At 73.1% G+C, this 18159-nt stretch carries 15 protein-coding genes; 8 read left to right on the top strand and 7 right to left on the bottom strand.

Annotated elements, in window-relative coordinates; translation table 11 throughout:
* The first annotated feature begins 60 nt into the window (after positions 1-60).
* Complete coding sequence (gene cds1, locus QIS99_RS22945; RefSeq protein WP_282515512.1) at positions 61-1158, top strand: L-cysteine desulfhydrase Cds1; 1098 nt, start codon at positions 61-63, stop codon at positions 1156-1158.
* 66 nt (positions 1159-1224) lie between these two features.
* Here cds1 and QIS99_RS22940 read toward each other — a convergent pair whose 3' ends face one another.
* Both QIS99_RS22940 and QIS99_RS22935 read right to left on the bottom strand, forming a co-directional pair.
* Entirely contained in the window at positions 1225-1710 is a 486-nt protein-coding gene (locus QIS99_RS22940) for an SRPBCC family protein (RefSeq protein WP_282515484.1), read from the bottom strand.
* A gap of 71 nt (positions 1711-1781) precedes the next feature.
* Positions 1782-2726 carry a DeoR/GlpR family DNA-binding transcription regulator gene (locus QIS99_RS22935; RefSeq protein ID WP_282515483.1) on the bottom strand — a complete coding sequence of 315 codons (945 nt, stop codon included), beginning with the start codon at positions 2724-2726 and terminating at the stop codon, positions 1782-1784.
* Positions 2727-3109: 383 nt separating this feature from the next.
* Between QIS99_RS22935 and QIS99_RS22930 the strand changes: the two genes are divergently transcribed.
* Positions 3110-5533: a hypothetical protein gene (locus QIS99_RS22930; RefSeq protein ID WP_408909613.1), complete on the top strand. Its 2424-nt coding sequence runs from the start codon at positions 3110-3112 to the stop codon at positions 5531-5533.
* On the opposite strand, the gene QIS99_RS22925 is transcribed toward QIS99_RS22930, so the two are convergent.
* The 4 genes from QIS99_RS22925 to QIS99_RS22910 form a co-directional block, all read right to left on the bottom strand.
* Positions 5503-7932: a right-handed parallel beta-helix repeat-containing protein gene (locus tag QIS99_RS22925; protein ID WP_282515482.1), complete on the bottom strand. Its 2430-nt coding sequence runs from the start codon at positions 7930-7932 to the stop codon at positions 5503-5505. The two genes, QIS99_RS22930 and QIS99_RS22925, sit on opposite strands and share 31 nt — an antisense overlap.
* A gap of 236 nt (positions 7933-8168) precedes the next feature.
* A complete protein-coding gene (locus tag QIS99_RS22920) occupies positions 8169-8771 on the bottom strand; it encodes an Rv1733c family protein (RefSeq protein WP_282515481.1) in 603 nt (200 codons plus the stop codon).
* A gap of 471 nt (positions 8772-9242) precedes the next feature.
* Entirely contained in the window at positions 9243-10067 is an 825-nt protein-coding gene (locus tag QIS99_RS22915) for an MOSC domain-containing protein (RefSeq protein ID WP_282515480.1), read from the bottom strand.
* Positions 10068-10116: 49 nt separating this feature from the next.
* Positions 10117-10548 (bottom strand): DUF6643 family protein, encoded by a 432-nt coding sequence (locus QIS99_RS22910; RefSeq protein ID WP_282515479.1) that lies wholly within the window; start codon positions 10546-10548, stop codon positions 10117-10119.
* A gap of 292 nt (positions 10549-10840) precedes the next feature.
* On the opposite strand from QIS99_RS22910, the gene QIS99_RS22905 reads away from it, so the two are divergent.
* Positions 10841-12148 carry a TerD family protein gene (locus tag QIS99_RS22905; protein ID WP_408909611.1) on the top strand — a complete coding sequence of 436 codons (1308 nt, stop codon included), beginning with the start codon at positions 10841-10843 and terminating at the stop codon, positions 12146-12148.
* 6 nt (positions 12149-12154) lie between these two features.
* Here QIS99_RS22905 and QIS99_RS22900 read toward each other — a convergent pair whose 3' ends face one another.
* On the bottom strand, positions 12155-13405 hold the full coding sequence (locus QIS99_RS22900) for a glycosyltransferase (RefSeq protein ID WP_282515477.1): 1251 nt from the start codon (positions 13403-13405) through the stop codon (positions 12155-12157).
* 58 nt (positions 13406-13463) lie between these two features.
* On the opposite strand from QIS99_RS22900, the gene QIS99_RS22895 reads away from it, so the two are divergent.
* From QIS99_RS22895 to QIS99_RS22875, 5 genes are all read left to right on the top strand, one after another.
* Entirely contained in the window at positions 13464-14249 is a 786-nt protein-coding gene (locus tag QIS99_RS22895; protein ID WP_282515476.1) for a glutamate racemase, read from the top strand.
* Positions 14250-14345: 96 nt separating this feature from the next.
* Positions 14346-14906 carry a hypothetical protein gene (locus QIS99_RS22890; protein ID WP_282515474.1) on the top strand — a complete coding sequence of 187 codons (561 nt, stop codon included), beginning with the start codon at positions 14346-14348 and terminating at the stop codon, positions 14904-14906.
* 419 nt (positions 14907-15325) lie between these two features.
* On the top strand, positions 15326-16906 hold the full coding sequence (gene lnt / locus QIS99_RS22885) for an apolipoprotein N-acyltransferase (RefSeq protein WP_408909610.1): 1581 nt from the start codon (positions 15326-15328) through the stop codon (positions 16904-16906).
* A 68-nt stretch (positions 16907-16974) separates the two neighbouring features.
* On the top strand, positions 16975-17457 hold the full coding sequence (locus QIS99_RS22880; protein WP_282515472.1) for an NUDIX hydrolase: 483 nt from the start codon (positions 16975-16977) through the stop codon (positions 17455-17457).
* A gap of 253 nt (positions 17458-17710) precedes the next feature.
* Entirely contained in the window at positions 17711-18013 is a 303-nt protein-coding gene (locus QIS99_RS22875; RefSeq protein ID WP_282515471.1) for an urease subunit gamma, read from the top strand.
* Positions 18014-18159: the final 146 nt, after the last annotated feature.

The following is an 18159-nucleotide window of genomic DNA, read 5'->3' as shown; positions in this document are numbered from 1 at the left end:
GGCACGACGCCAAGGAGCGAGCGCGTGAGCACTGCACAGCAGCCCGGGGCCCCGACGGCCATGAGCACCCTCGACGTGGACCGCAGCGACGCGGCCTACCGCGACTGGCTGAAGGAGGCCGTACGCAAAGTGCAGGCGGACGCCAACCGCTCCGCCGACACCCACCTGCTGCGCTTCCCCCTCCCCGAGGAGTGGGGCATCGACCTGTACCTGAAGGACGAGTCGACCCACCCCACCGGCAGCCTCAAGCACCGCCTGGCCCGCTCGCTGTTCCTGTACGGCCTGTGCAACGGCTGGGTCCGCCCCGACCGCCCCGTCATCGAGGCGTCCAGCGGCTCGACGGCCGTCTCCGAGGCGTACTTCGCGAAGCTGATCGGCGTGCCCTTCATCGCCGTGATGCCGCGGACGACCAGCCGCGAGAAGGTCCGCCTCATCGAATTCCACGGCGCCCGCTGCCACTTCGTCGACGACCCGCGGACGATGTACGAGGAGGCCGCGGACCTCGCCGTCCGCACCGGCGGCCACTACATGGACCAGTTCACGTACGCGGAGCGGGCCACGGACTGGCGCGGCAACAACAACATCGCCGAATCGATCTACCAGCAGTTGCGGTTGGAGCGTTACCCCGAGCCCGCGTGGATCGTCGCCACCGCAGGCACCGGCGGCACCTCGGCCACCATCGCGCGCTACGTCCACTACCTGCAGCACGACACCCGCATCTGCGTGCCCGACCCGGAGAACTCCTGCTTCTTCGACGGCTGGGTCGACCACGACCCGGACCGCACCAGCGACTCCGGCTCCCGCATCGAGGGCATCGGCCGCCCGCGCATGGAGCCCAGCTTCGTGCCCGGCGCGATCGACCGGATGATGAAGGTCCCGGACGCGGCCAGCGTCGCCGCCGTACGCGCCCTGGAACAGGCCATCGGCCGCAAGGCGGGCGGTTCGACGGGCACCGGCCTGTGGAGCGCCCTGAAGATCGTCGCCGAGATGGTCGCCCAGGGCCGCACGGGCAGCGTCGTCACCCTCCTCTGCGACCCGGGCGACCGCTACCTCGACAAGTACTACTCGGACACCTGGCTCGCCGAACAGGGCCTGGACATCCGCCCGTACACCGCAGCGATCGACTCCCTGCTCGCGACCGGGGTGTGGCCGGACTAGCGGGCGACGACCCCTGGAGAGACGGCGCCGGGGAGGCGGCCTCCAGGGAGACAGCCCCCAGGGGGTTCAACTCCGTGTGGAGTTCGCCGCGATCCGCTTGTCGAGGCGGCTCGCGGCATCCTGGAACGACCGGCCGAGGCCCGGCCTCGCCGCCTTCAGCAGGGCGCGCAGCACGGCGGTCCCGTCCGCGGCGAAGCTCCACTGCACCCGCGTCCCGTTCCCCGCCGGGGTCAGCAGCCACTCCTCGGCGAGGGCCCGAAGGCCGGGGGCGTTCGCGGTGTCCACGCGGTACGCGTACCGCTCGACGGGGTCGGTGGCCAGGATCGTCTCCTGGAAACGCCCGCCGCCGACCAGCCTCACCTCGCGGCCCGCGCCACCGGCCGTCGGCCGGCACAGCGTCACGGCCCTGAACCACGCGGGCCAGCCCGTCACGTCCTCGGCGAGCCCCCGGTACACGGCGGCGGGCGGCGCGGACAGCTGCCGGGCGAACACCAGGCGCACCGGAGCGGTGTCGATGAACTCAAGCCCCACGGGGCTCAGTTGGCGGGCCATGGACTCAGCACCCCCAGCGGGAACGGCGGTCGTTCGGTCGGTCGGGCCCGGTCACCCTAGCTGTCGGACCGTCAGATGTCTGTACCCGCACCTTCAGCTGTACCTACACCCGTGCCTTCACCAGCACCTTCGCCCACGCTCGCCGCTTCCTCGCCCGCCGCTTCCTCGCCCGCGCCTTCCTCGTCTGCAGCGTCTTCGCCCGCAGCGTCCTCGCCCGCGACGACCAGCCGGTCGAGCCGCTCGGAGACCTCCGTACGCACCTCCGCCGGCAGCCCCCCGTCCGTCACCCAGGTGTCGACCTGGCCGAGGGTCGCGAACGAACTCAGGCCCACCGTGCCCCACTTGGTGTGGTCCGCGACCACCACGACGCGGCGCGCGGACTGCACCAGACTCCGGTTCGTCTCCGCCTCCGCGAGGTTCGGCGTGGAGAGCCCGGCCTCCACCGAGATGCCGTGCACCCCGAGGAACAGCAGGTCGAAGTGGAGCGTACGGATCGCCTGGTCCGCGACCGGGCCCACAAGGGAGTCCGACGGCGTGCGCACCCCGCCCGTCAGCACCACCGTGGCCCCGGCCTGCCCCTGGCCGGCCAGCCGCTGCGCCGTGTGGAACACGTCCGCGACCCGGACGGAGTTGGTCACGACCGTCAGCTCCGGAACGTCCACCAGCTGATGGGCCAGCGCGTACGTCGTCGTGCCGCCCGACAGGGCGATGGCGCTGCCCGGGGCCACCAGCGCGGCCGCCGCACGCGCGATGTCTTCCTTCGCGCTCAGCTCAAGCCCCGACTTGGCCTCGAAACCCGGCTCGTGCGTACTGGCGTCGACGACCGGGACGGCGCCCCCGTGCACCTTCTCCAGGACGCCCTGCCGCGCCAGCGCGTCCAGGTCGCGCCGCACCGTCATGTCGGAGACGCCCAGCTTGCGGGTGAGTTCGTTGACCCGCACCCCGCCCCGGCGTCTGACCTCGTCGAGGATCAGGGCGCGGCGCTGCTCCGCGAGCAGGTTCTGGTTCTCGCTCACGCCCGGTCCCGGTCCTTCCGTCGCGTACGGTTCTCGGCCTTCGGCCCTCGTGCGCACCCCTCGGCAAGCGGTCCGGCACGAGCGATTTCATCCTCGCACGCGGCACTGACAGCGCTGCCGTCGGCCGTACGTGCGGCGGGACCGTACACCTTTGGGAGATTCCGTGACGAGGGGTGCCCAGCGGGGCCGCGAACGAGGATGCTTGTACCGCACCGTCACATGCAGAATCACGGGGGGTCGGGGGACCAGTGGGGCGCGCGAACGACACAGCCGAACAGCGGCGGCAGGACCAGCCGCCGCCCGAGCCCGCACCCGACGCGAGCGGCGACCGCGTCGCCCTGGAACTCCTCGTCCACGGCGTCGGCGGCACCACCCCGCAGGAGATGCTGAACGACCCGAGCACGGTGCGCATCACCGGCGACGAGACCGCCGCCGTCCACCGCCGCGCGGACGACGTCGACGCCGAGCAGCGCCCCGAGGACTACGCGGACGAGCCGGTCGCCGAGGCGTACGTCTGGTCCAACCTCACCTCCGGCGACGGCGCCCGCGCGCTGTGGCTGCTGCTGCTGCCGTTCATGGTGGTCAACCTCGCCCACTGGATGCGCCCCACCGCCAAGGGCATGCGCCGCGCGGTGAGTGCCTACGGGATGCTCGTGCGGCTCGTCGCCCTCACCCTCACCGTGCTCCTGGTCGCCGCCGCCTGCGAGGTCGCCCTCGACCTGACCGCCTGGCAGTGCGCCGGCACGCGCGCGTGCGCCGAGGGCCGGGCCTGGCTCACCTTCCTCGCGCCCAGCGAGAGCGGCACCGGCTGGTGGACCCAGCCCGGCCGCCGCCTCGCCCTGGCCGCCCTGGCCCCCGCGGCCCTCACCGCCCTGCTCTGGTACCTCTCGCAGCGCACCTGGAGCGCGTACGAGTCCCAGCAGCCCCTGCCGCACCAGGACGAGCCCGAGGAGGACGGCACGCGCAGCGCGCTCAGCCGCCCCGGCTTCTGGTACGGGCGGCGCCTCGTCGCCCGCCTGCGCGCCGCGCACACCGCCGCGGGCCTGCTCACCGTCGCCGCCGCCGTGGGCACCTCCGCCGCCCGCTACGACCGCTCCGCGGGCAACGGCGCCCTGCACGCCTTCGGCGTGCTGCTCGAAGCGGTCCTGGCCCTCGGCGCCGTGACCGTCGTGGCCGTCGTCTGCCGCCGCGGCCGCAGCGAGTCCACCTTCGACGAACACCTCGACCGGGTCGTCCGGATCCTGCCCCTCGGGGCGCTCGCCGTCCTGGGGCTCGCCGTCGTCTACGCGGGGTGGGACCGCCCCGCGTGGCGCTCGTCGGGCCGGCTGCCGGGCGACGAGACGTTCGGCGTGATCGCCCTCGTGCAGGGTCTGATCGTCCTCGCGATGGCCGCGGTCGCCTGGGCGCTGCACCGCCGAAGTGCCGTGCCCGGCACGGTACTCGGAGGTGTCGGCGGGCCCGCCGTGGCGATGCTGGCGTGCGCCCTCGGCGGCGTCATGTCCGGCGGCGTCGCCCAGCGCGTCGGCGACTGGCTGGACGGAGGCGGCACGCCCGCGGCGGACGGCGCCGCCTTCCTCGGCCCGCCCGTCGTCCTGTCCTGGCAGGCAGCCGTGATCCCGGTCCTCCTCGTCGCCGTCCTGCTCCTCGCCGTCGTCCTCGCCCTGCGCACCCGCCGCCGCAGCCGCCGCGAGGTCGCCCGCGTACCGCTGGACTACGCGGGCGAGCGGCCCGACACCGAGCGCACCCGCCGCATCGCGGGCACCCGCGCGCGTGCCGCCCTCACCGACCGGGCCCCGGTCCTCGTCGGCATCGTCTCCGCCCTCACCCTGCTGCTCGGCGCCGCCGCGCTCCTCGGCGCCTGGTCGACCAGGCAGGTGCCCGGTGAGGCCGCCGAAGGCACCCCGGCGTTCGTCGAGGGCGTAGCCGACACCACCCAGGCCCTCGGCTCCTGGCTGATCGGCTTCGGCTTCATCCTCTTCGTCACCTGGGGCCGGCGCGCCTACCGCGACCCCTCGGCCCGCCGCACCATCGGCATCCTGTGGGACGTCGGCACGTTCTGGCCGCGCGCCGCCCACCCCTTCGCGCCGCCCTGCTACGCGGAGCGTGCGGTGCCCGACCTGACCTGGCGCATGGCCACCTGGACCCGGCAGACCGGCGGCCGCCTCGTCATCTCCGGCCACTCCCAGGGCAGCGTCCTCGCCGCCTCCGCGCTCTGGCAGCTGAGCCCGTCGGTGCGCCGCCGCGTCGCCCTGCTCACCTACGGCTCACCGCTGCAGCGCCTGTACGGCCGCTGGTTCCCCGCCCACTTCGGGCCCGCTGCCCTGATGTCCCTGCACCGCGAGGTCGACTGCTGGCGCAACCTGCACCGCCCCACCGACCCCATCGGCGGCCCCATCGGCCTGCCCGGCGCCTGCGGCCCCGACGTCGACCACGCCCCCCTCAAGGACCCCCTCGCCTACGGCCGTACGGAGAGCCAGCCCCTGCCCGCCCCGATCCTCGGCCACGGCGACTACCAGGCCGACCCCGTCTTCGCCCGGGTCCGCGGCACCCTCCTGGCCCGGCTTCGCCCCGGAGCGAGTCGTGAGCCCAGCCACGACTGCGTGGGCGACGACCGGCCGCACGCGTCAGGGGCGCACCACCCCGCCGAGCTGCCCGCGCCACGGGGTGACGCAACGGCGCCGGAGGCCGACCCGCCGGAGGCCGACCCGGTGGACGACCCGGTGGCGGCCGACCCGGTGGCGGCCGCCGACCCCGCAGCCGGTGCCGCGGAGCCCCGTCAGGGCAGCTCGGGCAGGTCCTCCGGGTAGAGCAGCGTCAGGTCGTCCGTACTGGCGTCGGCGAGCTGCGCGACCCGGCCCGCGTGCCGCTCCACCATCGCCTCGAAGGTCTGGCGCGCGGACCGCCCGTTGCCGAACGCCGGGCCCTTCGGCAGCTCCGTGAAGTACTTCAGGACCGCCTCGTCCGTGCCGCTGCCGAGGCGGTACTCGTGCTCGTCGGCCTGCTGTTCCACGATGCGGAGCAGCTCCTCCGGCGCGTAGTCGCCGAAGGTGATGGTGCGTGAAAAGCGGGACGCCACACCGGGGTTGACGGACAGGAAGCGCTGCATCTCGGCGGTGTAGCCCGCGACGATCACCACGACCGCGTCCCGGTGGTCCTCCATCAGCTTCACCAGCGTGTCGATCGCCTCGCGCCCGAAGTCCCGCCCCGAGTCCTCCGGGGACAGCGCGTACGCCTCATCGATGAACAGCACGCCGCCACGCGCGCGTTCGAACGCCTCCTGCGTACGGATCGCCGTCGAACCGATGTGCTCGCCGACCAGGTCGACCCGGGACACCTCCACCAAGTGGCCCTTGTCGAGCACGCCGAGCGAGGCCAGGATCTCGCCGTACAGCCGCGCCACCGTCGTCTTTCCGGTGCCGGGCGAGCCCGTGAAGACCAGGTGGCGGCGGACCGACGCGGCCTTGAGGCCGGCCAGTTGACGCTTGCGGCCGACCTCGATCATGTCGGTGAGGGCGCGCACCTCGCGCTTGACGCTGTCCAGGCCGACCAGCGCGTCGAGCTCGCCGAGGACGTCCTGCGAGCTGCGCACCTCTTCCTCTGCGGGCTCGGACACCGGTTCCGCCGGCCGCTGCTCGGGAACACCGCCCAACAGCCCCGCGGACTGGGTGGCCCGCTGCACCACGGGCCCGGCCGGGGACGGCGGGCGCACCCCGCCGCTTTCGTCGCTCGTGCAGTCCTCCACCTGAGGCCCTCCCGTGCCGCCCGCGGCCTGGGCGCCGCCGTCCCCGAACTCGTAACCACCGCGCGCGCAGCGCTCCGTACGGCAGCGGCGGAGCGTGGCCCGGCAGCCGTCGAGGACGTGGAAGCCGTAGCCGCCGCTGCCCGTCACCCGGCAGTTGACGAAACTGCCGCGCCCCTCGGCCGACACATAGAACCCTGCCTCCGAAGGAGAGGTGACCTCGCAGCGCTCCACCGTCGGATCGGCGCCCTTGGTGACGATGACGCCGGTCTGCGCGCCGTCGATCGTGCACCCGGAGAGGGTGCCGCCGCTGCCGTGGTCGCGGAACCAGGCGCCGGTGGCGACCTCGCGGATCCGGCAGTCGTCCAGCTGCGCGATGGCGCCGTCGCTCACCGACACCGCCGTGTTGCGGACCTGCGCGAGGTCGCTGTCCACGACGTCCACGCGTGAGCCCCGGTCAAGCACGAACAGCGCGTCCGGTACGTCCCGCACCCGGCAGGCGTCGAGCACCGCAGTGGCGCCGTCACTGACCCACACCGCCGGGTAGTCGCCCGTACTGTCGTGGATCTCCGACTGGTTGGCGTCCACGCGCGTGCCCGGGTCCCATACGGACAGGCCGTTGCGCCCGAAGCGGCTGATCGTGGACCGGGTCAGGGTGAGCACGGAGCGGGAGCGCAGGTCGATCGCGTTCTCCGGGATGTCGTGCAGCCGGCAGTCGGCGAGCGTCAGCACCGCGTCCGTGTCGAGCGTGATGCCGTCCGCGCTGGTGCGGTGCACCTCGCAGTCCGTGAGGTGTGCGCCGGCCCGGCCGGTGATCTGCACGCCGGTGCCCTTGACCTCGTACACCTCACAACCCAGGCCTTCCAGCTGGGAGTTCTCGCCGGTGACCGAGATGCCCGTGCCGGAGGCGTGGTGCACGCGGCAGCGCTCAAGGCGCGGGTGCGCGCCCCCGCGCACGGTCACGCCGCTCGGCCCGGCCGCGACGACCTCGCACTCCTCGAAGACGCCGCCCGCGCCGTCGAGCACGGCGATGCCGATGCCCGCGGGATTGTCGACCGTGCAGCGCCGCACCGTCGGCCGTGCCCCCGAGCGCACTTCGAGGCCGGCCGCGGACCGCGTGACGATCCGCACGTCGACCAGCTCGGGCGCACCGTCCTCGACGAGCAGCGCGGGCGCCGCCGCGTCCTGCCCCTCGAACTGGAGGTCCTGAAGGACGGCCGAGGCACGCAGGGTCAGCGGCACTCCGTCGGCGGGCGCTATCCGCACCGATCCGGGGGACCCTTCGGGGCCACGCAGCGTCACGGCCCGCTGCACCACAAGGTTCTCGCGGTACGTCCCGGGGGCCACGGTCAGCACGTCACCGTCGCCCGCCGCCTCTAGGGCCGCGGCGAGCGATCCGTACTCGCCCGTGCGGCGCCGCCACCGCGAAGTGCCGGTGTGCGTCACCTGGACCGTGCCCTGTGCCATGGCGTTGTCGTGCCCCCACCTCGTGCGATCCGTCGGACAGGCGTCCACCGTAGCGTGCGTGGGGGACGGGAGTTGACCGCTCACCCCGGTCTGTGGACAACCCGCCGGGCGGGCGCGGGGAGGTGTGGTGACGGTGCGGTGTCGGGCCTATGCGCAAGGCGTACGGGGCGGGTCACCGGGTGTTGCGGGCAGGGGAGTTCGGCGTGGGTGGAGTTCCGGTGCCGTTACGGCCGTTGTCAACTTCCGGTGCCCGTACGGCCCCAGTCCGGCCCCGCGGCCGCCCACTCGCGGTCCCAGGCCGCGTACCGGCGGCAGACCAGCCGCCACAGGACGAGCCGGCGCACGCCCTCGATGGTCGCTCCGGTGGCCGCGGCGACGCCGAGCCCGGCGAGCACGGCGTGCACGGTGGCGGTGCCGGGGTCCATCGGGCGTGCGACCGGCCGGCCGGACCGGTCGGTCCACAGCGGGACCAGGTCGCCGGGGGCGGCGACGGCGGCCGCCGTCACGGTGCCGGAGCGCTGTTGGCCGTCGGGAGCCGTCCAGTTGGCGACGACGCGGCGATGGCCGTCACGCGCGGTGGCGGTTTCCGGGTCGGGGTCGACGGGCGGCTGTGTCACGGTGCTGACCACGGTCGCCGTCACCTTGTGGCGGCTCTCGTGCTGCGCCCGCACCGCTTCGTGCAGGGCGTCCTGAGTGAGACCGCCCGCGAGTGAGCCGACGAACGGAGCGGCCACCGCGATGAGCACTGCGGCCGCAAGGGCCACCAAGGCCTCCACGAAATCCGTTGTACGGCGCAGCGGATTGTGCCGCCAGCGCCAGAGTCCCGCGATCGCCCGCACGATCCAGCACCTCCCCCTTCCGCGTCCGTCATTACCGCCAACGGCACGGTCCAAGCGCGGGTCGCGCCGAGAGAGAGCGAAATCACCCTTCCCGGCGGCGGGTCCGCGCACCTGTCCGGTCCCCTGCGAGCCGGCCGCGCTTGCGACGGACCGGCTCCGGTGCCCGGTGGCCGCGTTTCACGGACCTGGGTTCCGTACCGCCTCTTGCCCAGTGTGCGCCTGGACGCTTTCGGCCACACCCCGGGGCGGGAGGCGGCGACGCTCCGGATCGGGCCGGTGCCGTGCGGTTGTTGTGGTGAGTGGTCGCCGATGCCTCGTCGGTGGTCTCACCTTCGGGTTCTGTGCGCGGTTCTTTCGTGCGCTATTCCTTCGTGTGCGGTTCCTTCGTGCGCGGTTCCGCCTGGACCCCGGAGAGGGCCGACGAAGGTCGACGACCGGTTGCACCGTGGCGGGTTCCCCCTGTGGGCCGCGCTATTCGAGGATCTTCACCGGATCGCCGACGCGGATCGTGCCGGTGGTCTCGGGCACCAGATTCTGGCCGAAGACCAGCTGGTCACCGAAGCGCCGGTGCTGGGCGAGGGTACGCAACGGCTCCTTGCCGCGCTCGGCGGTGCGCTGGTCCGTGGTCGTCACGACGCAGCGGCCGCAGGGCTTGGCGACGCGGAAGGGAACCTCGCCGATGGCGATGCGGGACCACTCGTCCTCGGCCCAGGGCGCGGTGCCGTCGACGACGGCATTGGGCCGGAAGCGGTTCATGGGAAGCGGGCCCTCGTCGGCATGATCACCCTGCTCGATCAGGGAGTTGAGGGCGTCGAGGGACGACAGCGCGGCGATCAGGAGCGGGAAGCCGTCGGCGAAGCTGACCGTCTCGCCCGGCTGCGCGTACCCGGGGTCCAGGGGGCGGCGGTGGGCCGGGTCGTCCAGGTGCACCAGGCGTATCGCGGTGCCGAGCCAGTCGCTCAGCCAGGCGCTCGCGGGCTCCCCGGCGGGCACTGCCGCCACCTTGTCCCGCCACACCTCGACCGGGACCGTGCGCGAGGCGTCGGGCACCGGCACGGTGAGCGGCTCGCGCCCCGGCGCGGTCAGCCGGAGGGCGCCCCCGGGCAGTGGTTCGGCGGTCACGAGTGCGAGCCGTGGCTGCTGGCGCTGGGTGATGGACCGGCCGTCCGGCTCGACCACCATCCACCTGCGGTCACCGGCGAGCCCCCAGGGCTCCACGACGGCCTCCGCCGTGGCATGACCCTGCACCGACTTGAGCGGATGGATGTGGATCGAGCGCAGCGTTGGGTTCGGCATGGGGCCATCCTGCCAGGAGGCACTGACAGCCCCGGATCCGGTCGGCCCTTCAGTACCCGCGGCCGGGGTGCTGGCGGTAGTACGGGTCGTCGTGCGGGTTGGGCGCCGGTGCGGGGCGGGGCGTCGCCGGTCGCATCGCTTCGTAGCCCGTGCCGCCGCCGAACGGCCGCTGTTGCTGCGGCTGTCCGGCCCCGTACCCGCGCGGGGCGGTGGCCTGCTGCGGGATGTGCGCGGCGGGCGCGGGCTGCGTCGGCGCCTGCTGCTGCGACGGATAGCCGTAGGAGGAGGTCTGCGGGGAGGGCGCGGCCGGCAGGGCCGGCAACGCCGGCAGGCTGCTTCCGGTGTCGTACGCGGAGGGGACCCGGATCGGGGCGATTTGCGGAGTGCCGCGCTCGGCCACGAGCGAGTCATAGATCGGGGTGTCCGGGAAGGACGGCGCGGAGTAGTAACCGCCGCCATAGGTGGAGCGGGGGGAGGTCATGGCACATAAGTTAAGCCCAAGATGTGCTGGTTGGGGAGACCGATAAGAGGGTTGCTTCACGTGCCGACAGTGACCAGGCGTCCCCAATCCGAGCGAACTCGGCAAAAAACGGTCGCCCTTGATGGTGTTGATCGTGTAAAGCGCGCGTTACCGGCGGTTGACCAGTGATCTTCGATCCCCCGAGTGGGGCCGCGCGGATCCTCGGGGAATAGGTTGGCTGTAATTAATCGGTCGCTTCCGTGCGGCCGTTCATGAACCCTTCCGGACCCGGTCACTCGCAAGGGGAGCGGACATGTCAATGCCCAAGGGATCGAATGTTCCGGTGCCCGCACCGGCCGTGCGCGTCGAAATCGGCTGGCGGTCCGGTCCCGGCGTACCGGACGCGGACGCCTCGGCGTTGCTCCTCGTATCCGGAAAGGTGCGCTCCGACAGCGACTTCGTCTTCTACAACCAGGCCGACCACGCCTCCGGGGCGGTACGGCACGACGGCAAGCGGACCGCGGGCGGCCAGGTGACCGATGCGCTCGTCGTCGACTTCGCGCGCGTGGAGCCCGAAATCGAGACCGTCGTGCTCGCCGCGTCGGCCGACGGCGGCACCTTCGGACAGATCCCCGGCCTGCACGTCCGGCTGCTCGACGCGGCGAACGGCGCCGAACTCGCCCGCTACGACAGCGGGGACGCGTCCGCGGAGACGGCCTTCGTGCTCGGCGAGCTCTACCGCCGTCAGGGCGCCTGGAAGTTCCGCGCCGTCGGCCAGGGCTACGACAGCGGACTCGCGGGCCTCGCCACGGACTTCGGGATCGCCGTGGACGAGCCGCAGGCCACGCCGCCCTCGTCGCCCCCGCAGCCCTCGCCCGCCCCTCCCGCCTCCGCCGTGCCCGCCGTGCCCGCCCCGGCCCCTGCGGTGCCCACGCCGCCCGCTGCCGTGCCCGCCGCGCCCGCCGCCCCGGTCAGCCTCAACAAGGTGACGCTCACGAAGGAGTCCCCCGCCGTCTCCCTGACCAAGCAGGGCGGTACGTCGGGCGCGATGCGGGTCAACCTCAACTGGCAGGTCCGCAAGCCGCCGCAGGCGAAGGGGCTGATGGCCAAGCTCAACCAGGCCGTCGCCGCCGCCCAGGCGGGCGGCCTCGACCTCGACCTGGGCGCGCTCTACGAACTCGCCGACGGCCGCAAGGGAGTCGTCCAGGCGGTCGGCAACACCTTCGGCGCCCTGCACGAGCCCCCGTACCTCCATCTCGACGCGGACGACCGCACCGGCGCGCGCTCAAGTGGCGAGAACCTGACCATCAACCTGGACCACGCGCACGACTTCAAGCGGATCCTCATCTTCGTGATGATCTACGAGGGCGCCCGCAGCTTCGCCGACCTGAACGCCACCGTCACCCTCTCCCCGCAGCACGGCGCCCCCGTCGACTTTCACCTGGACGAGTGCACGGTGCCGTCAACCGTGTGCGCGCTCGCCCTGCTCACGCAGGAGGGCGGCGACCTCGTTGTGCGCCGCGAGGCCGCCTATCTGGTGCCGGAGCGCGGCGTCAGCATGCAGCGGACCCTCGACCACGCGTACGGCTGGGGCATGAACTGGACCCCTGGGCGGAAATAGCGGACGTCACCGGCCCGCGGCTGCCTCGCCGCGGTCCGGGCGCTCATAGGTGCGCCCTTTCCACGCGGCACCCTTTCCTCTGTGGTGCCGGATCGCCGAGTCCACCGTCATGAACAGATAGAGCAGCGCCGTCATCGGCAGCAGCGGCGCCAGCCACAGCGTCCGGCGGTAGTAGCGGAGCATCGGCAGATACGTCACCGTCATGATCAGCCACGCGCCGCCCCCGGCTGCCACGGCGACCGGCTCATCCATGACCAGCCCCGCCGCCAACGTGACCGGCGGCGCCAGGTACACCACCGCGAGCCCGAGCACCGTGCCGGCCAACAGGGCCGGACTGTGCCGCAGTTGGGCGTACGCGCTGCGCGACACCATCTGCCACAGGTCGGCGAGACGCGGATACGGGCGCACGCTGTCCACCCGCTCCGCGAGGCCGAGCCAGATCCGGCCGCCGCTGCGCTTCACGGCGCCCGCGAGGGCCACGTCGTCGATCACCGCGTGCCGGATCACCTCCGGCACCCCCGCGCGCTCGGCGGCGTCCGTACGCAGCAGCACACAGCCCCCCGCGGCGGCAGCCGTCCGCCCGCCCTGCCTCGCCACCCACCGGAACGGATACAGCTGCCCGAAGAAGTACACGAACGCCGGGACGACCAGCTGCTCCCACGCGCTCACCACCCGGAGCCGGGCCATCTGCGACACGAGGTCGAAGCCGCCGGAACGCGCCGCGGCCACCAACTCCCGCAGGCTGTCCGGCTCATGGGCGATGTCCGCGTCCGTGAGGAGCAGGTACTCCGGCACCCCCGCGGCCGCGTCGTGCTGGTACTCGCGGGCCGTCGCACGCGCGCGTGGTCCCGGTTTCCGGTCGTCCGTCGCACGCGCGCAGGCGATTCCGTGCCGCACCGCCCACAGCTTCCCCGTCCAGCCCGCCGGCGGCTCACCCGGTGACGTCACCGTCAGGGGCAGGCCCCGGTGCCGGTCGGCCAGGGCGCGCGCGAGACGGCCCGTACCGTCCGAGCTTCCGTCGTCGACGAAGACGATCTCGGCACGTCCTGGATAGTCCTGCGCGAGCAACGACGGCAGGCTCTCCCGCAGGACCGCGGCCTCGTCCCGCGCGGGCACGACGATGCACACGTACGGCCAGTCCGCGGGCTCGCGGCGCGGCGGCAGCCGCAGATCCGTACGCCAGAACAGGCCCTGGCCGAGCAGCAGCCAGAGCCAGGCAGCCAGGGACACGAGGGCGGTGCACGCAACTGCGCTCATCCCCGGGAGTCTGCCCCACAGGGCAGGGCCCGCAAGGGCGATCGACTATGGTGACCGGGTGAAGATCGCGCTAGTCGACTCCGGAATCGGACTCCTCCCGGCCGCCGCGGCGGTGCGCCGCCTGCGGCCCGACGCCGACCTCGTCATCTCGTCGGACCCCGACGGAATGCCCTGGGGCCCGCGTACGCCCGAGGACCTGACGCAGCGCGCACTCCTCGCCGCCGAGGCCGCCGCGGCGCAGCGGCCCGACGCCCTGATCGTCGCCTGCAACACGGCGTCCGTACACAGCCTGCCGACGCTGCGCGCCCGACTGGAGCCGCAGCTTCCGGTGATCGGCACGGTGCCGGCCATCAAGCCCGCCGCCGCCGGCGGGGGACCGGTCGCGATCTGGGCCACGCCCGCCACCACCGGCAGCCCCTATCAGCGCGGGCTCATCCGGAAGTTCGCGGACGGCGTCGACGTCACCGAAGTGCCCTGCCCCGGCCTCGCCGACGCGGTGGAGCAGGCCGACGAGAGCGCCATCGACACCGCGATCGCCGCGGCGGCCGCGCTCACACCGCCCGGGGTGAACGCCGTCGTCCTCGGCTGCACCCACTACGAACTCGTCGCCGGGCGCATCCGGGCCGCGCTGCAGGAGCCGGGGCAGCCGCCGCTCGCGTTCCACGGCAGCGCGGGCGCCGTCGCGGCCCAGGCGCTGCGCCGCGTCGACGTTCCCGCCCAGCCGGACGCCGAGCCCACCGGGTCGCTCACGGTGCTGCTCAGCGGCCGCGAGTCAGCCCTGCCGGGACCGGCCCTCAACTACGCCGAGGGACGCCTGCTCGGGCAGCTCAGCACCGCTCGCTGACCCCTCAAGGGAGGGCGGTCACGCCGCCTCGGAGGAGGCGCGGTCACGCTCGGTGCGCACCTGCCTGCGGAGTGGGACACGAGTAGCCTTTTCGGTATGAGGCACCATCCGCACACCGCGCGGGGCGCCGATCAGCGCCCGCCGGAAGTCTGGATCGGACACGCGAGCAACCGCCTGCAGTGGGTGCTCGCCCTCGCGGGCGCCGCCTGCCTGGCGCTCGGCATCCAGCTCGCCGTCGGCTCGTCCTGGACCTCGGGAAGCGGGGCGCTGGTGATGGCCGTGGTCGGCTGCGTGGCCGCCGGACTCCTCATGCTGTTCGGCACGCTCGCGTTCGTCCACGTCGCTGTGCGCGTCGACGAGGAATCGATCGAGGTGCGCTGCGGTCACATCGGTCTGCCCCGGCGCCGTATCCCGCTGTCGCACATCGTCGACGCCGAAGTCGCTCCTCAGGTGTGCCCGCGCCAGTGGGGCGGCTGGGGCTATCGCTGGCGGCCGGAGAAGGGCACGGCGGTGATCGTGCGGCGGGGCGAGGCCGTGGTGCTGAACCTCGGTGACGGGCACAAGTTCACGGTCACCGTGGACGACGCGGAGTCGGCGGTGCGCGTCATCCAGGACCGGTTGCGGATGCGCTCGACGGGGCCTGCGGCGGGTTTCTGACGTTCACGCGCAGGCGCAGGCGCAGGCGCAGGCGCAGGCTCACGCTGACGCGCGGTGACGGTGTGGGTGCTGTTGGGGATGCCGGTGTGGTGCCGCCGCTGGTGCCGGTGCCGGTGCCGGTGGCGAAATCGTGCACCTACGTTGTGGTGACTGATCTCGTGGCCGCAGTAGGCGCCTCGTCCGACAGCTCCTCGCGCAGGCGACGCGCCGTGACCAGCCCCGCCAGGGCACCCGCACCGACGGTCACCGCCGCGAAGCTCAAGGTGTTGCCGACCGTGGCCGTGGCGCCGACCGAGGTCAGCGCGAACCCGCGATCACGTACTCACGCGCGTGCTGCCCTCCGACCGGCGCCGCCCGGCCGGGTGGGTGGCCTGGACCACCATGTCCGCATGTCAGTGCCGCGCCGTAGACTCCGCGAGGTGACAGCCACCACGACCTCCACCGACGTGCCGGGACCGCAGGAACCGCAACCCGAGCGCTCCGTGCGCGACAAGCTGCTGCGGCGGTTCGTGCCGCCCGTGGCCGCCGTGGCGTCGGGGCTGCTCATGTACGCAGCGTTCCCGCCGCGCGAGCTCTGGTGGCTCGCACCGATCGCCTTCGCCCTGTTCGGCCTCGCCGTGCACGGGCGCCGGGCGCGCGCCGGCTTCGGCCTCGGCCTGCTCATGGGGCTCGGCTTCCTGGTGCCGCTGCTGTCCTGGACGGGTGTCGACGTCGGGCCGCTGCCCTGGCTGGCGCTGGCCGTCACGGAGGCCCTGTTCGTGGCTCTGGGTGCGGCAGGCATCGCCTTCGTGACGCGGCTGCCCGGCTGGCCGCTGTGGGCGGCGGCCGTGTGGATCGTCGACGAGGCGCTGCGGGCCCGCTTCCCGTTCGGCGGCTTCCCCTGGGGCAAGGTCGCGTTCGGGCAGCCCAGCGGCGTCTTCCTGCCGCTCGCGTCGATCGGTGGGACACCGCTGCTCGGGTTCGCGGTCGTGCTCTGCGGGTTCGCGCTGGCCGCTCTCGCACGTCGCGTCGTCGCGGTGAAGCGAGTGTGGGACCGGGGCGTGATCGCCGCGGCCGCGTTGACGGCCGCGCCGGTGATCGCGGGGGCCGCGGTGCTGCCGACGGTGTCGAACGAGGCGGAGAACGGCACCGCGCGTGTGGCCGTCATCCAGGGCAACGTGCCCCGCATGGGGCTCGATTTCAACGCGCAGCGGCGGGAAGTGCTCGACTACCACGTGCGCGAGACCATGAAGCTCGCCGACGCCGAGGTGAAGCCCGACCTGGTGGTGTGGCCGGAGAACTCCTCGGACATCGACCCGTACGTCAACCCCGATGCGTACGCCGAGATCGACAAGGCCGCCAAGGCCGTCGGAGCGCCCATCTCCGTCGGCGCCGTCGTCACGGCGGAGGACGGCACCACGCGTAACCGGCAGATCCTCTGGGACCCGGAGACCGGCCCGGGCGCGGTGTACGACAAGCGGCAGCTGCAGCCCTTCGGCGAGTACATGCCGTACCGGAGCTTCTTCCGGATCTTCAGCGAGGACGTGGACCGCGCGGGCAGCTTCGTCCCCGGCGACAAGCCGGTGGTGTTCGACATGGCGGGCACCGGAATCGGGCCCGTGACCTGCTACGAGGCCGCGTTCGACGGGGTCGTGCGGGACCAGGTCGAGGCCGGTGCGGAGGTGCTGTCCGTGCCGAGCAACAACGCGACCTTCGGGCGCAGCCAGATGACGTACCAGCAGCTCGCCATGGACCGGGTGCGGGCGGTCGAGCACGGACGCGCGGTGCTGGTTCCGGTCACCAGCGGGGTCAGCGCGGTGATCCGCCCCGACGGGTCGATCGCGCAGGACACGGGGATGTTCGTGGCGGACACCCTCGTCGCCGAGGTGCCGAAGCGCACGTCCCTGACCGTCGCCACGCGCGTGGGCGCCCTGCCGGAGGCGCTGCTCGTCGCGGTCGGGGCCGGCGGCCTCGGTTGGGCCCTGGCGCGTTCCGTCAGGGCGCGGCGTCGGGCGGCCTGAGGCTCGTCCGGCGCGGGCGCTCGCGCGCACGGCGGGGAGTGTCGTAGGCGCCGGTTAGGGTCGACGGCATGGCGATTCCTGAGTTCCTTCGTGAGATCCGCGCCTCGGCGGGGCAGCAGCTGCTGTTTCTGCCGGGCGTCACCGCGATCGTGTTCGACGACGAGGGCAGAGTGCTGCTCGGCCGCCGCTCCGACACCGGGAACTGGGCGGTCATCGGCGGCATCCCCGAGCCGGGCGAGCAGCCCGCCGAGTGCGCGGTGCGCGAGGTGTACGAGGAGACCGCGGTGCGCTGCGAGGCCGAGCGGATCGTACTCGTGGAGACGCGAGAGCCGATCCGGTACCCGAACGGCGACGTCTGCCAGTTCATGGACATCACGCTGCGCTGCCGCGCGTTGACCACGGAGTGCTACGTGAACGACGACGAGTCGCTCGAAGTGGGCTGGTTCGAGCCCGACGCGCTGCCGCCGCTGGAGGAGTTCGGCACGCATCGGATCAAGCTTGCGGCGGGGGAGGGGCCCACCACCTGGTTCCAGGGGATGCCCCAGGGCTGAACTGGGCTCTCGTACGGTGCCCGCGGCACCGGCAACCGAGTGTTCGGCACCGCCGTTCGAGGAGTGCACCTTCGAGGAGTGCACATTCGACGAGTGCACAGGGGACGAGCAGTCCCGCGGCGGGTGCCCCGGTCCGTGCCGTCCCCCAACCGGGGGTGCGTCGGCCGGTCGTGAAGGCGTGTCCGGGTGGGCGGGCGCGCAGGGGGTGTTTCGATGGCGGCTCGTTGCACCCCTTGGAGCGGAGCGTGGTCCGATGCTGCTGACACTGCACGAGCGCGAGCGCCTGATGATCTACATGGCCGCCAAGCTCGCCGCCGAGCGCAGGGACCGCGGTGTGAAGCTCAACCTTCCCGAGGCGACGGCCCTGATCACGTCGTTCCTGTTGGAGGGCGCGCGGGACGGCCGGTCGGTGACCGATCTCATGGAGGCCGGCCGTGACGTGCTCGGACGGGACGACGTACTGGAGGGCGTGCCCGAGATGCTCGCCCAGCTGCAGGTGGAAGCGACCTTTCCCGACGGCACCAAGCTGATCACCGTGACGGGGCCGATCTCATGACCCGCGGAGAGCACCCCAGCGACGACCCGGGCGGTTCGGGACGCAAGGGCGCGTCGCGGCACCCGCACAGCGGTCCGAGCACTCCGAGCCTCCCCCGGCGGGCCGGGACGGGCGAGCGACAAGCACCTCGGCACCACTACACCGGC

Source organism: Streptomyces solicavernae (assembly GCF_029968095.1).
GTDB classification, from domain to species: Bacteria; Actinomycetota; Actinomycetes; order Streptomycetales; family Streptomycetaceae; genus Streptomyces; species Streptomyces solicavernae.
Note: the sequence above shows the minus strand (reverse complement) of the source record. Positions and strands in the feature narration are given on the sequence as shown.